Raw genomic sequence first — 22,312 nt, 5'->3', positions numbered from 1 at the left:
GGGCCACCGTCGTGACCTGTGCCGCCGTGACGCCACCGGCGGCAGCTCACCGGGGGCGTGCCAGGCGGTCGGGACAGTGCAGCGCACACCTCGGGCCGTGGTGTTCGGGCACTCGGTCCGGTGCTCGCGCCGGGCAGCGGGAACGCCGCTCCGGCCGGGTCCCCGCACATTCTCGAGGTCGCTCACCCGGCCGACGGGGGCACGACCGCCACCGGGCACCGTACCTCTCGCAGCAGCGCCTCCACCACGGTGTCCGCCCGCCGGCTGGGCTGCCCCATGACCACCAGGGAACTGGACCCGGTGCGCCGGATCAGGGCTTCGGCCGGGTCGAGCAGCACGACGTCCTCCAAGACCGGCACCGTCGGATACTTCTCCCGCCACGGCCGCAGCGCGTCGGCCAGGAGCCGGACCTCGTGGTCCTCCCGGTCGGCACGGTCCTCCTCCAGCGCGGGGAAGGGGGTGCATGACGCTCTCCTTCCACGTATCGGGAGGAGCCCTCCCCTGGACACAACCTTGCTGCCCCGGGACGGGGCGAGGGCAGAGGCTGAACGGCCCGGACCGCTGGGTCCAAGGGCCGGGGGCGGGGCGGCGAAGGCGGGGAAAGCCTCGGCCACACGGCGTCGAGCCCGTTGCCCGGAGCGCTCCTTGAAGGGGGCATGTGCGTCGACCGGCTGGAACGCCGCCGTCAGAGCCACACTGGATGCCATGGCGGCGGCGCAAAGTCCTGCAGCGCCCCGGATCCCCGAGGCCGGCCGGAGCCGAGAAAGTGCCGCCCGATACCGACGAGGCTGGTTGGACCGGGTGCGGGACCTGCGGCCTCTGCCGCCCGGGCTGATCGACGCGTTGCGGATGCAGGCCGGCCAGGGACAGGCGGCACACCGGGGCAATGCCGGGCGGACCGCCGAACAGGTTCCGGCGGTCGTCGCGGACGAGGCGCGCGCAGGTCGTCCACGAGGGGGCTGGGCCGTGCGGGCACCGTCTGCGCCCCCGGCCGTGTCGTCCTTCCGCGGCCGGGGCCTTTCCCGCAGCCGTTGAGGAACTCCTGCTGTCCCTGCGCCCGTTCCGAGCAGTCGGTGTCCGGCCCCCGAACGCGATCGGTGACGCCCTCCGCACGACCGGGCCGGACCTTTCGATCACGATTGGGGACGGGTGGCCGCGTGGGGGGCGGGCGGAGACGGCTGTACGTCGTCGACGCGGTACGTCAGGCGGTTGACCACACCGACCACGCCCTCTGCACGCCAGGTCGAGCGTATTGCCGTCGGGATGTCGCTGCGGTGCTCCACGCACCCGGCCAGCGTGACCACGCCGTCCCGGACGGACACACCCACGGCGTCTGCAGGGAGGCCCAAGGCAGCGGCCAGGACGTCGCCGTCCACCTGCCGGCGGATGTCCTCGTCCGTGCGCAGGAAGACCCGCAGCAGGTCACGGCGGGTGACGATGCCGATGAGCCGGTCCTCCTCGTCCACCACGGGCAGCCGCTCGACGCCGTGCCGTTCCATCACGCGCGCGGCGTCCGGGACACCCTGTTCAGGGTGCACCGTGACGGCGGGCGCCGTCATCACCTCTCCGGCGGTGGTGCCGCGTCCCCCGGCGGCCGCCTTGCGGGTGAGGCGGCGAAGGCGGGACGGCCGGAAGCGGGAGTCCAGGCCGGCACGGGCCCGGGCCGCCTGCCCGCGCACCAGATCGGTTCCGGAGACCACGCCGACGACCTTGTCGTCGTGGTCCACAACGGGCAGACCGCTGATCCGGTGCCGGTCCAGCAGCCGGACCAACTCCTTGAACGGGGTCTGCCGCCGGGCCTGAACCACCTCGGTCGTCATGATCTCGCCGACGATGTGCGTCTTCACGGCTCTGTCCTCCCTCACGGGCACCGAGAAAGAAGCGGATCTTTCACCGGTGTCGTCTGCCTTGTGCCGGCCGCAACGGCCGGTGCTCGCGGGCCCGCTCTTCCAGCCTGCCGCCCGGGCGATGTGCGGCCCACGGGTCGATGCGCCCGGACAGCGGGCCGTGCAGGCCCGGGGACCCGGGCCGAAGCGCCCTGACCTTCCACCTGTCACATACGTAGGCGCGATGCCTTGCCGCCGGTTGCCACTGCTCTTCCCTTCACGGTGCGGCTCGCTCGCTCTCCAAGGAGCGGCTGGGTGAGCGAAGCGCGCTCCACGACGTGTTCGCGATGGCGCCGGCAGGTACCGAGGCGGAGCCGGAACCGGAGCGGTCAGCGGGCGTGCCGCGGTGTCTCGGAGCACGCGGGAAACGGGCAAGGGGGCTCGCAGCGGCCGGTACAGCGGCCTTGACGTGTGACGCCGGTCCCCCGTCCTACGCGCGGGCTCGGGTGCAGGGCGTACTGCGTCGCGCCGCGTCTTTTGACACGAACGGCAGCCTCGCCTCAACCGGTTCGGTGCCCCCACCGGGGGTCGGCGAGCTCCCAGGCCGCTCCCCAGGAGTCGATGCGCCTCTGAGCGAGCCCATGGCGAGCCGCGGCCCCGGCGCCGATGGCCGCACAGGCGAGGGCCAACGCGGCGGCGCCTCCGAGGAGGGCGGCCTCGAAGACGGCCTCGGCGGACGTCGGCGGTTCGGTGACCAGCCGGTTTCGAGCGTCAGCCCAGACGGTGACCCGGGTACCGGCCGTCTGACCGGCATCCACCAGGGTCTTGTCCGTACGGGAGGAACCACCCGGAACCGTCCAGCGCACCTTCGCCGGAACCTTGTCGCCGGAGGCGTCCTCGTCTCCGGCGACGGACGATGCGTCGGTGACCAGCACAGCGCTCACCGGATGCCGCTCGGCTCGCTGCCGTGCGTACATGGCGTCGGCGGCACGGAAGGTCGTCACAGCCGCGACCGTGCTCCCCACCAGGACGACAGCCCAGACAGCCAGGATGACCCACGCCTCGATGATGTCGCCGCGCCGCCGCAGCGGATTGCGCCGCCACCTCCACAGCCTCACTCTCCCACGGTGAGACCTCTCGCCGGTCCTCCTGGTCACGGGCATCGGTGCGCGCCGCTTCTTCGATGTCATGAGAAAGAAGATGGCAGCCGGGAGCGGGATGCGGCTTGGGCCGACCAGGCGATGGCGCAGGGCCCTTCGGGCCCCTTCGCCGCCGGTGTCCGCCCGCCCGGCGTTCGGCACCGAGGCCGACATGCCATCACCCGCACACGGTACTGCCGGCCGTGTCACCGCCGGCCTGCGAGCCGGTCGGCGCGATGGCGGTCGCCCCGGTTGACGCGGGACAGTCCGACACCGCCGGGGCCGGGACATGTGTTCCCACCTGCCGTGCAGGTGGAGCACGTCTTCGACCGGCCTGCGACGGCACTACGGGCCGCTGTGACGCGGTCACGATCAGAACCGCCAGTGCTGTGAGCGGATTTCTGACGCGTCGGCGTCACACAGCGAAGACAGCGGTCAACTGTGTTCTATGACGTGGATGGGGCATCAGGGCCGATCGGCTCTGGTCTCGCCTTTCCATCATGGGGAAGTATGTTCGACGGGCAGGGGCGACCCTGGCGGCAGGACGACACCACGAGGAGCAGCCGATGGCGGACAGCGAGCAGACCGGTTCCGACACCTCGATCCGGGTCTTCCTGCTGGACGACCACGAAGTGGTGCGGCGCGGGGTGCACGACCTGCTGAACGACGAAGCGGACATCACGGTGGTAGGGGAGGCCGTCGACGTCGAGCAGGCCCTGACCCGCGTGCCCGCCCTGCGCCCGGACGTGGCGATCCTCGATGTCCGCCTGCCGGACGGCGACGGCGTGAGCGTGTGCCGGGAGCTGCGCTCGCGCATGCCGGAGCTGGCCTGCCTGATGCTGACCTCCTTCGACGACGAGGAGGCGCTGCTGGACTCGATCATGGCGGGGGCGTCCGGATACGTCCTGAAGCAGATCCAGGGTTCGGACCTGGTCTCGGCGGTGCGCACGGTGGCCCGTGGCCAGTCGCTGCTCGACCCGAGCGCCACCACCAGGCTCATGGCGCGGCTGCGGGACGGCGGACGGGAGCAGGAGGAGCCGGACGTCCTGCCCGGCCTGACCGACCGGGAGCGGGAGATCCTGGCGCTGATCGGCGAAGGGCTGACCAACCGGCAGATCGGCCAGCGGCTGTACCTGGCGGAGAAGACGGTGAAGAACCACATCTCCCGACTGCTGGCCAAACTCGGCGTGGAGCGCCGCGTCCAGGCCGCCGTCATCGCCACCCAGACCCAGGAGCGCTTGCAGAGCGGGAGGAACTGAAGCCGTCGGAGGGCGAAGCCGGGCACCGGCGCCTTCCCGCTCCGAAACCAAGGATTCCGGATGCCCGCGCCAAGAACGACCGTGGCCGGAATGCGGAGTGCACCGCGTCGTGACGCCTGCACCGGCGCAGCCCCACCGGGTGGGCCTGCGCCGGTGACCTGGCGGTGAGAATCCCGGACGTGGCTACGGGCGACCGCAGCCCGACGACTTCGGCGTGGTTTGTCGGCCTCAGGTGATGGCGGCCTTCCCGCCGGCCGGAACGCGAGCCCGTGGAAACCCTGGTTCTGCCCGGCCGAGAAGCAGACGGCAGGGAGTTCTTCGGCCAAGTGACCGGGCCGCTGCGCCTGTTCGCCGGGGGGAGCCGATTTCCTGGCCGGCTCCCACGGTACCGCCGCGCATGCCCGGCCCGGCGGTCCCGGCGATCAGGGCCCTTCGGCCCCATGGTCGTGGACCTTCGGCGTCCGGACCGGACCGGTGCCGGACACGAGAGTGGTCATGTCGGCAACCACCGGACCGCTCCCGAGGAAACCCCGCCATGGCCGTACACGAACACTCACTCAAGAACGCGGGCCTCCACCCGCCGTCGGCGCGCAGGAACCGGGCCGCGACCAGGTCGGCCGTGCCGGCACGCAGCGACGCGGCAGCGCACCCTGCGCGGGTCTACGCCCTCGCAACGCTGCGCCTGCTCACAGGCTTCGTGTTCCTGTGGGCGTTCCTCGACAAGACCTTCGGACCGGGGTACGCCACGCCGTCCGGCAAGGGCTGGATCGACGGCGGTTCGCCGACGGAGGGCTTCCTCGGCTCCGTGGCCGTCGGGCCGACGGAGTCCACCTTCCACGCCTGGGCCGGCGCCGCGTGGGCGGACTGGCTGTTCATGCTGGGACTGCTGGGTGTCGGTGCCGCCCTGACCGCCGGAGTCGCCCTGCGGCTCGCGGCCGCCGCGGGCAGCGTGATGACGGCGCTGATGTGGGTCGCCGAACGGCCGCCCGCCCGGCACCTCTCGGACGGCTCGCCGAGCATGTCGGCCAACCCGTTCGTCGACCACCTCATCTACGCGGTCGCACTCGTCGCCCTCGCCGTCACCTCGGCCGGTGACGGCCTCGGCCTCGGCAGGCTCTGGAGCAGGCTCCCGCTCGTCCGCACCCACCGCCGGCTCCGCTGAGCCGCATCCGCGGCGGACGCACCGTGCGGGCTCCCGGCCGGCCCGGTCGTCCCGGACGCAAGGGCCGGCGGCCTCGGCCCGCCCGACATCCGCAACAAAAGACGCACGGCGCATCACTCACCCCTTTGGAGAGGCGGACACCATGCCCCGCACCATCACCGTAGGACTCGACGGATCGCCCGAGAGCCGCGCCGCCGCCGAGTGGGCGGCCCGCGAGGCCGAACTGCGCGGCCTGCCGCTGAAGCTCGTCCACGTGTGGGAACCCGTACCGGAACCGATGGCCCAGGCCCCGCTCCTGGGTGCCGAGACCCACCAACACTGGACGGAGCGCATCCCGCGCGAGGCGGCCGAGGGCCTGCGGCTGCGCCACCCCGTGGTCGACGTCCTCACGGAGCAGCTCGCGGGCCGGCCGTCCGACGCCCTGGTCGACGCCGCGAAGGACGCCGACCTGCTGGTCCTCGGCTCCCGCGCGCTCAGCGGGATCGGAGGCTTCCTCGTCGGGTCCGTGGGACAGGCCGTGGTCGCGCGCACCGAGACGCCCGTGGTCCTGGTGCGCGCCGGGGAGCAGGCCGCCGACGAGCACGCGGCGGATCCTTCGGGCGTCCCGTCGGCGGCGACCGGGTTCCGCCCGGTCGTCCTGGGCCTGGACACCGACCGCCCCGACGAGACGGTGATCGCCTTCGCCTTCGAGGAGGCCGCCCGCCGCGGCACGGCCCTGCACGTCGTCCAGGGCTGGAACCTGCCGTCGTACTACGTCTACGGCATGGCCGCCGATGCCGACCTCCTAAACGAGATCGCCCGCCAGCGGGTCGCCGAGCTGACCCAGGTACTGGGTCCCTGGCGGCAGAAGTACCCGGGTGTCGAGGTCGTCGAGGTGTCCCGCAGCAGCAGTCCCGCCCAGCACATCGTGGACGCGTCCCGTGAGGCCTCCCTCGTCGTGGTGGGCCGGCGCATCCGCCGCAGCCCGTTCGGCGTCCACCTCGGCCCCGTCACCCACGCGGTCCTGCACCACGCCACCGCCCCCGTCGCCGTCGTCGCGCACGGCTGACGCACCGCCCCGCAAGGAGACACGTCATGAAAGCAGCGGTCGTACGAGGCTTCGGCGAGCCCCTGGTCATCGAGGAGCGCCCCGACCTCGAGCCCGGCCCCGGCCAGGTCCGCATCCGGGTGGAGGCCTCCGGGCTGTGCCACACCGACATCCACGCCGCCCACGGCGACTGGCCGGTCAGGCCGAACCCCCCGTTCGTGCCCGGCCACGAGGGCGTCGGCGTGGTGGACGAGCTCGGTGAGGGCGTCACCCGTCTCGCCGTGGGACAGCGGGTCGCCGTGCCGTGGCTGGGCAAGGCGTGCGGACGGTGCGAGCACTGCCTGACCGGCTGGGAGACGCTGTGCGAGAGCCAGGTCAACACCGGCTACGGCTGCGACGGCGGCTACGCCGAGAAGATGCTGGCCTGGGCCGACTTCGCCCAGCCGGTGCCCGACGGCGTCAATCCCTTCGACGCCGCCCCGCTGACCTGCGCGGGCGTGACCACCTACAAGGCCCTCAAGGTCGCCGGCGTCCGGCCCGCCCAACTCGTCGCGGTCTCCGGCGTGGGCGGCCTGGGCCACCTGGCCGTGCAGTACGCCAAGATCGCCGGAGCCACCGTCGCCGCGATCGACGTCACCGACGACAAGCTCGAACTCGCCCGGGAACTCGGCGCGGACATCCTCATCGACGCTCGCAAGGACGACGTCGGCGAGGTGCTCAGGCAGCACGGCGGCGCGCACGCCGCGCTCGCGCTCGCGGTGAACCCGGCCGCGTTCGAAGCGGTCAACGCCGGGCTGCGGCGCGGCGGCAAGCTCGTCATGGTCGCCCTGCCGGCGCACGGCACCGTCCAGGTCCCCATCTTCGGCACCGTCCTGAACGGCACCTCGGTGATCGGTTCGATCGTCGGCACCCGCCAGGACCTCGCCGAGGTCTTCCAGCTCCACGCCGCGGGCCGGACGAAGGTCATCTACGAGACCCGGCCGCTGGCCGCCGTCAACGCCTCCATCGACGAGGTCCTGCGCGGCCAGGTCAAGGCCCGCATCGTCTTCGACCTCGGCACAGGAGGCTGAGAACGGCGGAACACCCGGCCGAGGGCGTCGACGGCCCTGAGCCGAGCCCGCGCGCCATCGACAGAGCGCCTGTGGAAGGCCGCCCTGCGCGGCCTTCCACAGGCTCACGTCCCGCAGTGAGCGAAAGCGGTGTGCGCCAGGCCGGCCCCTGCCTTGCCCCGGCCCGCCGGGCAGGCGCGGCCGTGGTGATCGCACGGGGACGCAGTGCCTCGGCCGGCACTGTCTGTCCGGGGACCGGCCCAGGCGGGCCGTGCCGGCCGACGTGCTGCCGCGGGCGCCTCCACAGGCGCGCATACGCGGCAGACGCGACGCCTCCGTGCCGACCTTCGAACGGCCGGCGGGCCCGTACAAGGTGGGTGGGTGCTGCAAGGTCCTGGAAGCCGCTCTTGCTTCACAAGACGCTCGGCAGCACCGACCGGCATGGCGGAAGCCCCGCAGCATGCGTTGAGGGCGGGCAGACGCCGTGACCGGATCGTGCGACTGCACGATGCCACGACTCGACTCCTCGTCGTCCCGCGGCGGCGGACGTCCGGTCCGTGCATCGGGCCCGTCGCCCACGCCGGCCGCACGGTGGTGACTGTCCGGCTGCCGGTGCCCCGCACCCGCGGAGCACCGGGCGGAACGCAATCCGGGACGGCAGATGCCGGAGGGCCGCTCAAGGGCGGCACCGCACCGTATCCGCGGGCCACCTCGACCTCGTACCCTGCCGGCCGGACGAAGGGTCCAAGTGGTCCTCCGGCCCACGGCAGGGCTGCTTCCACGACGACGGCCCGGGCCGTCCGGGGCGGACGTGATGCCCCGTCACCGAGGCGCCCGCCCACCTGTTGACCACCGGTCGGCGTCTGCGCTCGGAACGCGGGAACGCCGACAGACCTGCAGGGTCGGGACGTTCGGCCCGCCGAGGTAGGGCCCCGCAGCCCAAGCCGAGACCACCGCCGGGGCGGGACATTGAAGCCGCAACGAGAGACACCGGGAAGCGCTCGCCCCCTTGGAAGGGATGAACGTCATGGCAATCCACCACCCTCAGCGGCGTCCGGGACTCCACCTGCGGTCCTCGCGCGGCCTCCGGACGGCCACGGAGACCACGGAGACGCCTGCCACGGCAACGGCGCATTCCGCGTACGTCTTCGCCGGACTGCGCATCCTGACCGGGTTCGTCTTCCTGTGGGCCTTCCTGGACAAGGCGCTCGGCCTCGGATACGCCACGCCGTCCGGCAAGGGCTGGATCGACGGCGGCTCGCCCACCGAGGGGTTCCTCGGTTCCGTGGCCGCCGGGCCGATGGAGTCCACCTTCCACGACTGGGCCGGCGCGGGCTGGGCCGACTGGCTGTTCATGCTCGGACTGCTCGGCATCGGCCTGGCACTGGGCGTAGGGATCGCCCTGCGTCCGGCCGCCGTCGCCGGCACGGTGATGATGGCGCTGATGTGGATCGCCGAGTGGCCGCCCGCCCGGCACCTGTCCGACGGCACGGCCAGCATGTCGACCAACCCGTTCGCCGACTACCACCTGGTCTACGCCGCCGTCCTCATCGCCCTCGCGGCTGCGGGCGCCGGAGCCACGTGGGGACTGGGCCGGCTCTGGGTCCGCCTGCCGTTCGTCAGCCGCAACCACTGGCTCCTGTGACCCCGTGCCCGACGGACCGGGGCACCTCCGCCGAGCAGCGGAGGTGCCCCGGTCGTTTCGCCGTCCAGCGGCACAAGGGCCGGCCGTACAGCGCACAAGGCCCCGCGACCCCCGCCGCCCCGGCCCGCTGAAGGACCGAGCGGCCCCACATCCCTGAGGAGACCTGCTCATGCGTTCCACCATCGCCGTCGGTGTGGACGGCTCGGCCGAGAGCCTCGCCGCAGCCGGCTGGGCCGCCCGTGAGGCTGAGCTCCGGTCGGCCGTTCTGCGCGTGGTCCACGCCGGGGACCAGCCGCCGCACGCCTACGTGCCGTTCGCGGGAGAGGCCGTGCCCCTGCCCCACCCGGACCTGTCCGCGCGCATGCTGAGCGAGGTACGGGCGTCCCTTGCGTACCGTCGTCCCGGCCTGCGGATCATCGCCGAGCAGGTTCCCGGGCAGCCTGCCACGGCGCTGCCGGTCCTTGCGCGGGAGACCGACCTGCTGGTACTCGGCTCCCGCGGCCTCGGCAGGACCACCGGAGCCCTGCTCGGCTCCGTGGCCACGGCGGCGGTGGCCCGGGCCGAGCGGCCGGTCGTCCTCGAGCGTCTCGTCCGGACCGGCCCGCGTTCCTGGGCGGCCCGGCCCGACGAGGTCTTCGTGCGGATCGAGCCGGAGTTGGTCACCGGCCGGGAGCTCCTCGGCGGGCGCACCCTGTACGGGGTGGACCTCGCCCGCTGAAGCGCCGGGCCCGCGAGCGACCCGGGGCGGCTCCCGTTCCCTGCGTACGCCGTGCTGCCACGTCCTGATCGGCGGTTCCTCTTCTTGTCCAGGTCCGTGCGATCGGCGATCCGCCCGCCGCCCGCTCCCCCCGACCACCGTGCCGGCCGCCCGCAGCCGGCGGAACCATCTGGACGCTTCGGACGGCTCACGCGGACCTGCGGCACACATGGCCGGTACGGCCTTCGCGTCGGGCCCCTTCCGCGCATCCCGGCCCATGGTGGTGGGGCCCGGCTGCCACGTGCGGGACGGGAGCCGTGCCCCGGTCCTGCCGCGGTGTACAAGAGCCGGCCGGGGGCCGGGGCATCGGGCCCCGGCCCCCGGCCGGCTCTTTCGCGTCCGCCGGTGCCGTCCGCGCTCAGCCGTAGTAGGCCGCGCGCATCAGCTCCTGCATGTCGTCGAGCATCGGCATCCGCGGGTTGGCGGGCGCGCACTGGTCCTCGTAGGCGTTGAGCGCCTGCTGGGGCAGGGCGTCGAGGAAGGCTCGCTCGTCGACGCCCAGCGCTGCGAACGTCGGCTCGATGCCCACGGCGTCGCGCAGGCGCTCCACGGCACGGGCCAGCGACTCCACGCCCTCGGCCGGGGTGGCGGCGGGCAGGTTGAGGGTGCGGGCGATGTCTTGGAAGCGTTCGGGGGCGCGGTAGCTCTCGTACTTGGGCCAGCCGGTGAGCTTGCCCGGGACGGTGCCGTTGTAGCGGATGACGTGGGGGAGCAGGACGGCGTTGGTGCGGCCGTGGGCGACGTGGAAGGTGGCGCCCAGGGTGTGGGACATGGCGTGGACGATGCCGAGGAAGGCGTTGCCGAAGGCCATGCCCGCGATGGTGCCGGCGTTGTGCATCTTCTCCCGCGCCTGCGGTGAGCCCGCGCGGTCGTTCACGGCCGCTTCGATGTGGTCGAAGACCAGCCGGACGGCGTGCAGGGCGAGGCCGTCGGTGAAGTCGTTGGCGTAGACGGACACGTACGCCTCGATGGCGTGGGTGAGGGCGTCGAAGCCGCTGTCGGCGGCGAGCGCCGGGGGCAGCGCGGTGGTCAGCAGCGGGTCGACGATGGCCACGCTGGGGGTGAGGGCGTAGTCGGCCAGGGGGTACTTCTTGCCGGTGGCCGGGTCGGAGATGACGGCGAAGGGGGTGACCTCGGCGCCGGTGCCGGAGGTGGTGGGCACGCACACCAGGCGGGCCAGCCTGCCCAGGACGGGGAAGCGGAAGGCGCGCTTGCGGATGTCGGAGAACTTCTGCCGCATGTCGGCGAAGTCGATGCCGGGCTGCTCGTACAGCAGCCACATCACCTTGGCCGCGTCCATGGGTGAGCCGCCGCCCAGCGCGATGATCGTGTCCGGGCGGAAGTCCCGCATCAGGTCGGCGCCGCGCTGCACGGAGTCGATGCTCGGCTCGGGCCGGACGTTGTCGATGATCTGCATGGTCACCGGCTCGCGTCGGCGCTGGAGCACGCGTGTGATCCGGTCGACGAAGCCGAGGCGGGTCATGGTCGCGTCGGTGACCACGGTGACGCGGTGCACGTCCGGCATCGAGGTCAGGTAGCGGATGGCCTGCGGTTCGAAGTAGATCTTCGGCGGGACCTTGAACCACTGCAGGTTGTTGCGGCGGGTGGAGACCCGCTTGACGTTCAGCAGCTGGGCGGCGGAGACGTTGTCGGACACCGACGTGCTGCCCCAGGAACCGCAGCCCAGGGTCAGCGAGGGCAGCAGGCTGTTGTAGATGCCGCCGATGGCGCCCTGGGAGGAGGGGGCGTTGACGATGACCCGTACGGTCTTCATGCGCCGGCCGTAGGCCTCGGCGAGGTCCGCATCCTCGGTGTGGACGACGGCGCTGTGGCCCTGGCCGTGGAAGGCGACCATGTCGGCGGCCAGGTCGAAGCCCTGCTGTTCGTCCTTCGCGCGCAGCACGGCCAGGACGGGGCAGAGCTTCTCGCGGGTCAGCGGCTCGTCGGGACCGACCCGTTCGGCCTGCACCAGGATCAGGGAGGTGTCGTCGGGCACGGTGAATCCGGCGTGCTCGGCGATCCAGGCCGGGCTCTGCCCGACGGCGGCCGCGTTGACCTTGGGTTCGCAGCCCGCGCCCGAGCCGCCGGAGGCGGGAAAGAGGAACGCCTCCAGCTTCGCCTTCTCCTCGGCGGTGGCCAAGTGGGCGTGGAGGGTGCCGAACTCGGCCAGGGCCGCGTCGTAGATCTCGGTGTCCAGGATGACGGCCTGTTCGGAGGCGCAGATCATGCCGTTGTCGAAGGACTTGGACAGCACCAGGTCGTTGACGGCGCGCCGCAGCCCGGCGCTCTTGTGGACGTAGGCGGGGACGTTGCCGGCGCCGACGCCGAGGGCGGGCTTGCCGGCCGAGTAGGCGGCCTTGACCATGGCGTTGCCGCCGGTGGCGAGGATCAGTGAGACGCCCGGGTGCCGCATCAGCATGCCGGTCGCCTCCACCGACGGCGTCTCGATCCACTGCACGCAGTACTCGGGCGCCCCGGCGGCGACGGCCGCGTCGCGTACGGTGCGGGCCGCCTCGGCGCTGCACCGCTGGGCGGAGGGGTGGAAGGCGAACACGACCGGGTTGCGGGTCTTCAGTGCCATCAGTGCCTTGAAGATGGTGGTGGAGGTCGGGTTGGTGACGGGGGTGACCGCGCACACCACGCCCACCGGTTCCGCGATCTCGACCATGTCCTCGGTGTCGTCGCGGGCGATGACGCCGACGGTCTTCATCGGACCCATGCTGTGCGTGACGTGCTCGCAGGCGAACATGTTCTTGGCGGCCTTGTCCTCGAACAGGCCGCGTCCGGTCTCCTCCACCGCGAGCCGTGCCAGCGCCGTGTGCTGGTCCAGGGCGGCGACGGAGGCCTTCTTCACGATGTGGTCGACCTGTTCCTGGGTGAGCGCCTCATAGTCGTCGAGCGCCTTCAGGGCGGAGGTCACCAGGCGGTCCACGGCGATGGCGGTGTCGGACGGCGCGCCGGTGACAGCCGGGTCCGCGGTTGCGTCGTGTCGGGTCATGGGGATGCGCCTCCGTGGTGGGGAGCCGCCGCGGACGGGCGGCGGCGGACGGGCGGGAGCGGCGCCGTGGACGCCGCTCGCGATCTCCACTGTGCTGCGGTTCGCGGGGCCGCCCCAGGCGCCGAAGGTCCCCATTCGGCATCCGCCGGTCCCGGTCACCCGGGCCGGGTGGCCCGTCGCGGGCCGGGGCCGGCGCTTTTGGCAGGCGGCCCGTCACCGGCCGCTTGACCGCTCCGGCGGTTGGACGGCTGCCGGGGGAGTTTCCGCTACGGCCGGGAGCCGCCGCGCCACGGGGGCGGTGTGGCCGTCCTGCGGTCCGTGTCCCGGCGGTGCGCGCAGCGTTCGGTGCGGCTGCGCAGCCGGTCCTGCAACCGGTCGGCGACCTCCCGGGCGCTCGCCTCGCGAGCGTGTACGACGACGAGGTCGCCGCCCACCTGGATCTCGGCGCCGGCGAACCAGGGAAGTACGACGTGGTGGGATGCGGCCCGGGTGAGGCGCACCTCGCCGCTGGCGGGGGGAAGTCCGGGGCGGCCGAGCACGGCGCGGACCTTCTCCCGGAAGTAGGCGAGCGACTCCTCGTCCACGTCACCCTCGGTCCGCACTTGTACAGCCTCGGTGGGGCCGCTGGTTTCGACGTCCTTGGCGGTCATGCGTCTCACTCCTTGTGATCAGTGCGCCGGTTCGGGGCTGCTGCTCGCCGAGCCGCTTGTGCCAGGGCCGGTCGGCCCCGGGCGGAGGGGCGTGGGTTTCGGTCACCTGCTGTCGCTGACATCGGTTTCCCCCAGTGCGGCCCGTCCGGCCTCCAGGCGGGCGACCGGGAGCCGGTACGGCGAGCAGGAGACGTAGTCCAGGCCGGCGGCGTGGAAGAAGTGGACGGAGCCGGGGTCGCCGCCGTGTTCGCCGCACACGCCGACGGTCAGGTCCGGCCGGGTGGTGCGGCCCTCCTCGACGGCGATGCGGACCAGGCGGCCCACGCCGTCGCGGTCGATCGTCTCGAACGGGGAGGCGGTGAAGACGCCCTGGTCGAGGTAGGCGGAGAAGAACGAGGCCTCGACGTCGTCGCGGGAGAAGCCCCAGGTGGTCTGGGTGAGGTCGTTGGTGCCCAGGGAGAAGAACTCCGCCTCCTGGGCGATCCGGCCCGCGGTGAGGGCGGCCCGCGGCAGCTCGATCATGGTGCCGACTGGGCAGGTGACGGGGACGCCGCAGGAGGCGGAGACCTCGGCCAGCACCCGCTTCACGTCCTCGCGCACGATCCGCAGTTCGCTCACGTCCCCGACGAGCGGGACCATGATCTCCGCGCGGGGAGTGCCGCCGGCCCGGGTGCGCTCCGCGACGGCCTCGCCGATGGCCCGTACCTGCATGGCGACCAGGCCGGGAACCACCAGGCCCAGGCGCACGCCGCGCAGGCCGAGCATCGGGTTCTCCTCGTGCGTCCGGTTCACCGCGGCCAGCAGTTCGACGTCGTGCGGATCGGGTACGCCGCCGCGGGCTTCGGCGGCGGCGACGCGGACGGCGAGGTCGGTGCGGTCGGGCAGGAACTCGTGCAGCGGCGGGTCCAGCAGGCGGATGGTGACCGGCAGGCCGTCCATCGCCTCCAGGATGCCGGCGAAGTCCTGCCGTTGCAGCGGCAGGAGCGCGGCCAGGGCCTGGTCGCGCTCGGTGTCCGAGCGGGCCAGGATCATCTTCTCGATCAGCTTGCGGCGCTCTCCGAGGAACATGTGCTCGGTGCGGCACAGGCCGATGCCCTGGGCGCCGAATCGGCGGGCGCGGGCGGCGTCCTCGGGGGTGTCGGCGTTGGCCCGTACGTCGAGCCGCCGGACGGCGTCGGCCCGCGTCAGTGCGCGGGCCACCGCGCCGACCGGCTCGGACGCCGTTCCGTCGCCGTCGCCGGTCTGCAGGAAGCGCATGACCGCCGAGTCCACCAGGGGCACCGATCCCGGGTACACCGCCCCGGTGGAGCCGTCCACGGAGATGACCGTGCCCTCGTCGACCACGGTGCCGTCGGGTGCGGTGAAGCGCCGTCCGCGGGTGTCCACGGAGAGTTCCTCGGCACCGCACACGCAGACCTTGCCCATCCCGCGGGCCACCACGGCCGCGTGGCTCGTCTTCCCGCCGCGGCCGGTGAGCACGGCCTGGGCGGCGATCATGCCGGGCAGGTCGTCGGGGGTGGTCTCCTGGCGGACGAGGACGACCTTCTCACCGGCCGCGGCGCGTCGTACGGCCTCGGCGGAGTCGAAGACCGCGGTACCGGCCGCGGCGCCGGGGGAGGCGGGCAGGCCGCGCGTGAGCGGCTCGCCGGCGGCGGAGGTGTCGAAGCGCGGGAACATCAGCCGGGCCAGCTCGTCCCCGCTCACCCGGGCCAGGGCCTCGTCAGGGGTGATGAGACCTTCGTCGGCCAGCTTTGCGGCGATGACGAAGGCGGCCTCGGCGGTGCGCTTGCCGATGCGGGTCTGCAGCATCCACAGCGTGCCGCGCTCGATGGTGAACTCGATGTCGCACAGGTCCCGGTAGTGCCGTTCCAGGGTCCGCAGGTGGTCGCGCAGCCGGTCGTAGGAGACGGGATCCAGCCGTTGCAGCTCGGACAGGGGGACGGTGTTGCGGATGCCGGCGACGACGTCCTCGCCCTGGGCGTCGGGCAGGTAGTCGCCGTACGGGTCCGGGCGCCCGGTGGCGGGGTCCCGGGTGAAGGCCACGCCGCTGCCGGAGTCGGGACCCAGGTTGCCGTAGACCATGCGCTGCACGTTGACGGCGGTGCCGAGGTCGTCGGGGATGTGCTCGCGGCGCCGGTACAGGCGGGCGCGCTCGCCGTTCCAGGACGCGAAGACGGCGAGGATCGCCCGGCGCAGCTGCTCGGCGGGGGACTGGGGGAAGTCCTCCCCGGTCTCGTCCCGGATGAGGTTCTTGTAGACCGCCACGAGTTCGGTCAGGTCGGCGGTGCCCAGGTGGACGTCGTCCGGGACGCCGCGCAGGTCCTTGAGCAGGGTGAGAGCCCGTTCGAACAGGGCGGGGTCGACGCCCATGACGGTGCTGCCGAACATCTGCAGCAGGCGCCGGTAGGAGTCCCAGGCGAAGCGTTCGCTGCCGGAGGCCTTGGCCAGGCCGAGGACGGAGGCGTCGTTCAGGCCGATGTCGAGGACGGTCTCCATCATGCCGGGCATGGAGAAGCGGGCTCCGGAGCGCACGGACAGCAGCAGGGGGTCGTCGGGCTGCCCCAGCCGGCGGCCCGCGGCGGTCTCGACGGCCGCCAGGTGGTCGAAGACCTCCCGCGCCATGCCCGCGGGCTCTTCGCCGGTGGTGAGGAAGGCCCGGCAGGCTTCGGTGGTGAGGGTGAACCCCGGCGGGACCGGCAGGCCGAGCCGGGTCATCTCGGCCAGGTTCGCTCCCTTGCCGCCGAGCAGGTCGGCCAGGTCCCGGCCGCCTTGCGTGAAGTCGTACACGTAACGGGCCATGACGCTGCGCTCCTCGGGCCGGGGGCTGACGCGTTCCGGTGCCAGGGTGGGTCCGGGCGTGCGCCCGCCGACAGGTGCCGGCGGACCCGGGCGTCGGGGTCGATGGGCCCTGTCGGTCGCCCGGCGGATCGGCGGAGGGTGGAGACGACACCACCGGCGCACTTGCCCAACCGCTGTTCCGATACGGAGGAAACCCCTATGTCCTCGGACAAGCAGCAGGTATCCAACGCACCGACGGAGGAGGAGCTGGCCTGTCTGGACGCCCACTGGCGGGCGGCGAACTACCTCGCCGTCGGCCAGATCTACCTCATGGCGAACCCCCTGCTCACCGAGTCCCTGCGTCCGGAGCACGTCAAGCCGCGGCTGCTCGGCCACTGGGGCACCTCTCCGGGCCTGAACCTGGTCCACACCCACCTCAACCGTGCCGTCAAGGCCCGTGACCTCCAGGCACTGTGCATCTGGGGTCCCGGCCACGGCGGGCCCGCCGTCCTGGCCAATTCCTGGCTGGAGGGGTCCTACACCGAGACCTACCCGGACATCACGCGGGACGCGGCCGGCATGGCCCGCCTCTTCAAGCAGTTCTCCTTCCCCGGCGGTGTGCCCAGCCACGTGGCGCCCGAGACCCCCGGCTCGATCCACGAGGGCGGTGAACTGGGCTACTCCCTCTCCCACGCCTACGGCGCCGCCCTGGACAACCCCGACCTGGTCGTCGCCTGCGTGATCGGCGACGGCGAGGCGGAGACGGGCCCGCTGGCCGCGTCCTGGCACTCCAACAAGTTCCTCGACCCCGTCCACGACGGCGCGGTCCTGCCGGTCCTGCACCTCAACGGCTACAAGATCGCCAACCCGGCCGTGCTGTCCCGGCTCCCGCGCGAGGAGCTGGACGCCCTCCTGCGCGGCTACGGTCACGAGCCGGTCCACGTCACGGGGAACGATCCGATGACGGTGCACAGAGCGATGGCGGCCGCGATGGACCAGGCTCTGGACCGCATTGCGCTCATCCAGCGCACCGCCCGCGAGGAGGGCGGCACCGAACGTGCGCTGTGGCCGGTCATCGTGCTGCGCACCCCGAAGGGCTGGACCGGTCCCGCCGAGGTCGACGGCCTGCCCGTGGAGGGGACGTGGCGCGCGCACCAGGTTCCGCTGTCCGGCGTGCGCGACAACCCCGACCACCTGCGCCAGTTGGAGGCGTGGCTGCGCTCCTACCGGCCCGAGGAGTTCTTCGACAAGGACGGCCACCCCCGCGAACAGGTACTGGCCTGCGTCCCGGAAGGCCCCCGTCGCCTGGGCGCGACCCCGCACGCCAACGGCGGACTGCTCCTGCGCGAACTGCCGCTTCCCGCGCTGGAGCGCTACGCGGTCCCGGTGGACAAGCCCGGGGCGAGCATGCACGAGCCCACCCGGGTCCTCGGCGACCTGCTGGAGAACGTCATGGAGGCCACCGCCGACCGGCGCGACTTCCGCCTGGTCGGCCCCGACGAGACCGCCTCCAACCGCCTCCAGGCCGTCTACACCGCCAGCGGCAAGGCATGGCAGGCACAGACACTGCCGGTCGACGAACACCTCGACCACCACGGCCGGGTGATGGAGATCCTGTCCGAGCACACCTGCCAGGGCTGGCTGGAGGGCTACCTCCTCACCGGACGGCACGGGCTGTTCTCCTGCTACGAGGCATTCGTCCACATCGTCGACTCGATGGTCAACCAGCACATCAAGTGGCTGCGCGTCACCCGCCGCCTGCCCTGGCGGGCGCCGATCGCCTCGCTGAACTATCTGCTGACCTCGCACGTGTGGCGCCAGGACCACAACGGCTTCTCCCACCAGGACCCCGGCTTCGTCGACCACGTCCTCAACAAGAGCCCCGAGGCCGTCCGCGTCTACTTTCCGCCGGACGCCAACACCCTGCTGTCCGTGGCCGACCACGCCCTGCGCAGCCGCGACTACGTCAATGTGATCGTCGCGGGCAAGCAGTCCTGCTTCGACTGGCTGTCCATGGAGGAGGCCAAGGCGCACTGCGCCCGGGGCGCCGGCATCTGGGACTGGGCGGGGACCGAGGACGGCTCACGCGCACCCGACGTGGTACTCGCCTGCGCGGGCGACGTACCCACCCAGGAGATCCTGGCCGCCGCCCAGCTGCTGCGCCGCCACCTGCCGGAACTGGCGGTACGGGTCGTCAACGTCGTCGACGTCGCCCGGCTCATGCCGCAGGAGGAGCACCCGCACGGCATGACCGACTTCGAGTACGACGGGCTCTTCCCGCCGGACAAGCCAGTGGTCTTCGCCTACCACGGTTACCCGTGGCTGGTCCACCGCCTGGCCTACCGCCGCACCGGCCACAGGAACCTGCACGTGCGCGGCTACAAGGAGATCGGCACCACCACGACACCGTTCGACATGGTGGTCCGCAACGACATGGACCGCTACCGGCTGGTCATGGACGTCATCGACCGCGTGCCCGGCCTCGCCGTGCGTGCCGCGGCCCTGCGGCAGCGGATGCAGGACGCCCGGCAGCGCCACGACATGTGGATCCGCGAACACGGCACCGACCTGCCCGAGGTCGCCGACTGGACCTGGGACGGCTGAACCCGCCCGGCGCGAGCAACCGGGCCCGGCCGACCGGTCCCGCCCCCTTTCTCGCCTGCCGGGCCGCATCCACACCGACGCCCCGGCCGCCGACCGCCGGCCGGGGCCCGCGTGCGGACCCGGAGCCGTCCGTCCGGCCCGCCGCGCAGGGCCGAACGTCCCGCATCCGGTCCCTCTCCGGCCCAAGCCCGTCCCCGGGCACCGGCGGAAGGCTGACATCGCGCCCGGACCTCACCGGGCACCACGGACCCGTCGAAAGGACGACCGACATGAGCGTACGCGTGGGCATCAACGGTTTCGGCCGCATCGGACGCAACTACCTGCGCTGTGTGCTGGAACGCGCGCACAGCGGGGCCGGTACGCCGGTGGAGGTGGTGGCGGTCAACGACATCACCTCCCCGCAGGCACTGGCCCACCTGCTGGCCTACGACTCGACCTACGGACGGCTCGGCCGGGCCGTGGAGCACGACGACACCTCGCTGACCGTGGACGGCCACCGCGTCGCCGTGACCGCGGAGCGGGACCCGGCCGCCCTGGCCTGGGGCGACCTCGGCGTGGACATCGTCATCGAGTCCACGGGCCGCTTCCGCACCCGTGAGCAGGCCGGCCGGCACCTGACGGCGGGAGCCCGCAAGGTGCTGCTGTCGGTACCCGGCAAGGACGTCGACGCGACCGTGGTCATGGGCGTCAACGAAGGAACCTACGACGCCGACCGGCATCACGTGGTCTCCAACGCCTCGTGCACCACCAACTGCGTCGCCCCCATGGCGAAGGTGCTGGCCGAGCGCTTCGGCATCGTGAAGGGCCTGATGACCGCGATCCACGGCTACACCAACGACCAGGTCGTCCTGGACGGCCCGCACAAGGACCTGCGCCGCGGCCGCAGCGCCGCCGTCAACATTATTCCCACCAGCACCGGCGCCGCGCGGGCCGTCGGGCTCGTGCTGCCGGAGCTGGCCGGGACGCTGGACGGCATCGCCGTGCGCGTGCCCGTCGAGGACGGCTCCCTGACCGATCTGAGCGTGATCCTTCAGCGGCCCGTCACCGGGGACGAGGTCGACGCCGCCTTCCGCGAGGCCGCCGACGGGCCCCTGAAGGGTATCCTGCGGGTGTCCGACGCCCCGATCGTCTCCCGCGACGTGGTCGGCGACCCCGCCTCCTGCGTCCTGGACGCCCCTTTGACCCAAGTGCGCGGCGAGCTGGTGAAGGTCTTCGGCTGGTACGACAACGAGTGGGGCTACACCAACCGTCTGCTGGACCTCACCGAGTACGTCGCCGCCCGGCTCCCGCGCCGCTGACCAGCGCCACCGCCCGCTTCCCGACCCGCCCGCCGGCCGGACGGCCCGCTCTTTCGTGGCCGATGTGATCCCGTGGTGGAGTTCCTCCTCCACCGGCTACCGTGGCAGCCGGGTCGAACAGCTGTCGGTACTACGCGGGACGGTGAAGGGTCACGTTGGCAGGCTCCGAGGAAGCGCGGGAAGCTCGCATACGGCTGCCCCAGCTCCGGCTGGACGAACTGCTCGAGGAACTTCAGGCCCGCCTGGACGCGGCCCGGGGCACCCAGAACCGGGTGCACAGCCTGCTGGAGGCGGTGCTGTCCGTCGGCCGGGAACTCGACCTTGAGCAGGCGCTGTACAGCATCGTGGAAGCCGCGGCGGTACTGGTCGAGGCGGAGTACGCCGCGCTCGGCGTGATCGGCCCGGACGGCAAGCGGCTGTCGGCCTTCCACACCGTAGGCGTCAGCGAGGAGCAGATCACCCGCATCGGGAACTTCCCCGAGGGACACGGCATCCTGGGCGAGCTGATCCGCCACCCCGAACCGCTCAGGCTGCCGAAGCTGTCCGAGCATCCGGCTTCCTACGGTTTCCCGCCCCACCACCCGCCCATGAACACCTTCCTGGGCGTGCCCATCCGAGTGCGCAACCAGGTCTTCGGCAACCTGTACCTGACCGAGAAGCGCGGCGGGGGACAGTTCGACAAGGACGACGAGTCCGTGCTGTCGACGCTGGCGGTGGCGGCCGGCGTGGCGATCGACAACGCCCGGCTGTACGAGGAGTCCCGGCTGCGTGAGCGCTGGCTCAGGGCGAACGGCGAGATCACGCACCGTCTGATGTCGGGCAGCGGGCAGGCGGAGGTGCTGCGGCTGATCGCCGAGCGGGCACGGGAGATCACCGGTGCCGCCCTCGCTGTGGTCGCGGTGCCGATGCAGAACACCGACACGCTCACGGTGGAACTGGCCATGGGCCGGCAGGCCGAGGCACACCGCGGGCTGGTACTGCCCAAGGAGAACAGCCTCATCGGCCGGGCCTTCGCCCAGGCCGCACCGGTGATCACCCCGGACGGTCTCGCAGGACGACCGGATCTCGGCCGGCCCGCCGCGCTTCACCGGCCTGGGCCCGGCCGTGGCGGTCCCCGTGGGAACGGCGGACGGCGTACGCGGTGTCGTCCTGCTGGCACGGGAGGCGAGCGGAGCCGAGTTCTCCGAGAAGGAGATGGAACCGCTGCAGGGCTTCGCGGCGCAGGCCGCAATCGCCATGGAACTGGCCGAACGCCGCAGGGACGCGGCACAGATCGCTGTTCTGGAGGACCGCGACCGTATCGCACGCGACCTGCACGATCTGGCGATCCAGCGGCTGTTCGCCACCGGCATGACCCTGCAGAGCGCCGGCCGGTTCATCGACCACGCGGAGGCCTCCGAACGGGTGCTGCGGGCCGTGGGCGACCTGGACGAGACCATCAAAATCATCAGGTCGACGATCTTCGCCCTGCGGACGCGGGACGACGACGTCGCACCCGGACTGCGCGCCGGCGCCGTACGGGCCGCCGGCGAGGCCGCGTCCGTGCTGGGCTTTCCCCCCAGCGTGCGCATGGAAGGCCTGCTCGACACGAACGTGCCCAGGAAGACGGCCGACCACATCCTGGCCGTCCTGTCCGAGGCCCTGACGAACGTCGCCCGGCACGCGCACGCCGACCGCGTCGAGGTGGTGCTGGAGACGGACGGGCGCGAAGTGCGCCTGACCGTCTCCGACAACGGCGTCGGCATCCCGCCCGGCGGCCGGCGCAGCGGCTTGCGCAACATGGCCGAACGGGCCCGGCAGCTGGGCGGCGACCTGGAGATCACCACTCCGGACGGCGGAGGGACCATGCTGATGTGGCACGCACTGTTGGGAAAGACGCAGGATCCGCCGCAGGACTGACGTGCTTACCACCTTGAAGGACGGGGAATCAGGCCCGGACTGGACCGGCTAAGAGGTCATCTCATTTGGCGAGGCGGCGGTGGCAGATGAGGGTGCAGGCGATGCTGGTGAAGGCCAGGAAGTGCTCCGCCTTGCGCTCGTAGCGGCGGTGCAGGCGGCGGCAGCCGGCGAGCCGGGCGGTTGGAGGAGATGTGCGCGAAGCGCGCCGGGACCATGGTCCC

14 protein-coding genes and 1 pseudogene are annotated in these 22,312 nt (G+C 72.4%); 9 read left to right on the top strand and 6 right to left on the bottom strand.

The genetic code is table 11. The features are described from left to right. Positions 1-182 precede the first annotated feature (182 nt). The 3 genes from IE271_RS18300 to IE271_RS18290 all read right to left on the bottom strand — a co-directional run bounded on the left by IE271_RS18300 (position 183) and on the right by IE271_RS18290 (position 2,944). Complete coding sequence (locus tag IE271_RS18300; protein WP_190191421.1) at positions 183-509, bottom strand: adenine nucleotide alpha hydrolase family protein; 327 nt, start codon at positions 507-509, stop codon at positions 183-185. 624 nt (positions 510-1,133) lie between these two features. Continuing rightward, positions 1,134-1,847 carry a CBS domain-containing protein gene (locus IE271_RS18295; RefSeq protein WP_229919396.1) on the bottom strand — a complete coding sequence of 238 codons (714 nt, stop codon included), beginning with the start codon at positions 1,845-1,847 and terminating at the stop codon, positions 1,134-1,136. Positions 1,848-2,386: 539 nt separating this feature from the next. After that, complete coding sequence (locus IE271_RS18290; protein WP_229919395.1) at positions 2,387-2,944, bottom strand: Rv1733c family protein; 558 nt, start codon at positions 2,942-2,944, stop codon at positions 2,387-2,389. A 587-nt stretch (positions 2,945-3,531) separates the two neighbouring features. Here IE271_RS18290 and IE271_RS18285 point away from each other — a divergent pair. From IE271_RS18285 to IE271_RS18260, 6 genes are all read left to right on the top strand, one after another. Continuing rightward, positions 3,532-4,224, top strand: a complete 693-nt coding sequence (locus IE271_RS18285) for a response regulator (RefSeq protein ID WP_190191420.1) — start codon at positions 3,532-3,534, stop codon at positions 4,222-4,224. Between the two features lie 535 nt (positions 4,225-4,759). Beyond that, positions 4,760-5,386: a DoxX family protein gene (locus IE271_RS18280; protein WP_190191419.1), complete on the top strand. Its 627-nt coding sequence runs from the start codon at positions 4,760-4,762 to the stop codon at positions 5,384-5,386. 142 nt (positions 5,387-5,528) lie between these two features. Further along, positions 5,529-6,434, top strand: coding sequence for a universal stress protein (locus IE271_RS18275; protein WP_190191418.1), 906 nt, complete (start codon positions 5,529-5,531; stop codon positions 6,432-6,434). Positions 6,435-6,460: 26 nt separating this feature from the next. Then, on the top strand, positions 6,461-7,483 hold the full coding sequence (locus IE271_RS18270; RefSeq protein ID WP_190191417.1) for a zinc-dependent alcohol dehydrogenase: 1,023 nt from the start codon (positions 6,461-6,463) through the stop codon (positions 7,481-7,483). Positions 7,484-8,489: 1,006 nt separating this feature from the next. Further along, entirely contained in the window at positions 8,490-9,107 is a 618-nt protein-coding gene (locus tag IE271_RS18265) for a DoxX family membrane protein (RefSeq protein WP_190191416.1), read from the top strand. Positions 9,108-9,276: 169 nt separating this feature from the next. Further along, positions 9,277-9,825: a universal stress protein gene (locus IE271_RS18260; RefSeq protein ID WP_190191415.1), complete on the top strand. Its 549-nt coding sequence runs from the start codon at positions 9,277-9,279 to the stop codon at positions 9,823-9,825. Between the two features lie 397 nt (positions 9,826-10,222). Here the strand turns inward: IE271_RS18260 and adhE are convergent, their stop codons facing one another. From adhE to ppdK, 3 genes are all read right to left on the bottom strand, one after another. Next, positions 10,223-12,862 (bottom strand): bifunctional acetaldehyde-CoA/alcohol dehydrogenase, encoded by a 2,640-nt coding sequence (gene adhE / locus IE271_RS18255; protein WP_190191414.1) that lies wholly within the window; start codon positions 12,860-12,862, stop codon positions 10,223-10,225. A gap of 266 nt (positions 12,863-13,128) precedes the next feature. Beyond that, a complete protein-coding gene (locus tag IE271_RS18250; RefSeq protein ID WP_190191413.1) occupies positions 13,129-13,512 on the bottom strand; it encodes a hypothetical protein in 384 nt (127 codons plus the stop codon). Between the two features lie 102 nt (positions 13,513-13,614). Continuing rightward, positions 13,615-16,311, bottom strand: coding sequence for a pyruvate, phosphate dikinase (ppdK, locus tag IE271_RS18245; RefSeq protein ID WP_190191412.1), 2,697 nt, complete (start codon positions 16,309-16,311; stop codon positions 13,615-13,617). A 198-nt stretch (positions 16,312-16,509) separates the two neighbouring features. On the opposite strand from ppdK, the gene IE271_RS18240 reads away from it, so the two are divergent. The 3 genes and pseudogenes from IE271_RS18240 to IE271_RS18230 all read left to right on the top strand — a co-directional run bounded on the left by IE271_RS18240 (position 16,510) and on the right by IE271_RS18230 (position 22,091). Beyond that, positions 16,510-18,894, top strand: a complete 2,385-nt coding sequence (locus IE271_RS18240; protein WP_190191411.1) for a phosphoketolase family protein — start codon at positions 16,510-16,512, stop codon at positions 18,892-18,894. 269 nt (positions 18,895-19,163) lie between these two features. Then, entirely contained in the window at positions 19,164-20,192 is a 1,029-nt protein-coding gene (gap, locus tag IE271_RS18235) for a type I glyceraldehyde-3-phosphate dehydrogenase (RefSeq protein ID WP_190191410.1), read from the top strand. 155 nt (positions 20,193-20,347) lie between these two features. After that, positions 20,348-22,091, top strand: a pseudogene (locus IE271_RS18230) (sensor histidine kinase). Positions 22,092-22,312: the final 221 nt, after the last annotated feature.

This window comes from Streptomyces minutiscleroticus, from assembly GCF_014650875.1.
Lineage (GTDB): Bacteria > Actinomycetota > Actinomycetes > Streptomycetales > Streptomycetaceae > Streptomyces > Streptomyces minutiscleroticus.
Note: the sequence above shows the minus strand (reverse complement) of the source record. Positions and strands in the feature narration are given on the sequence as shown.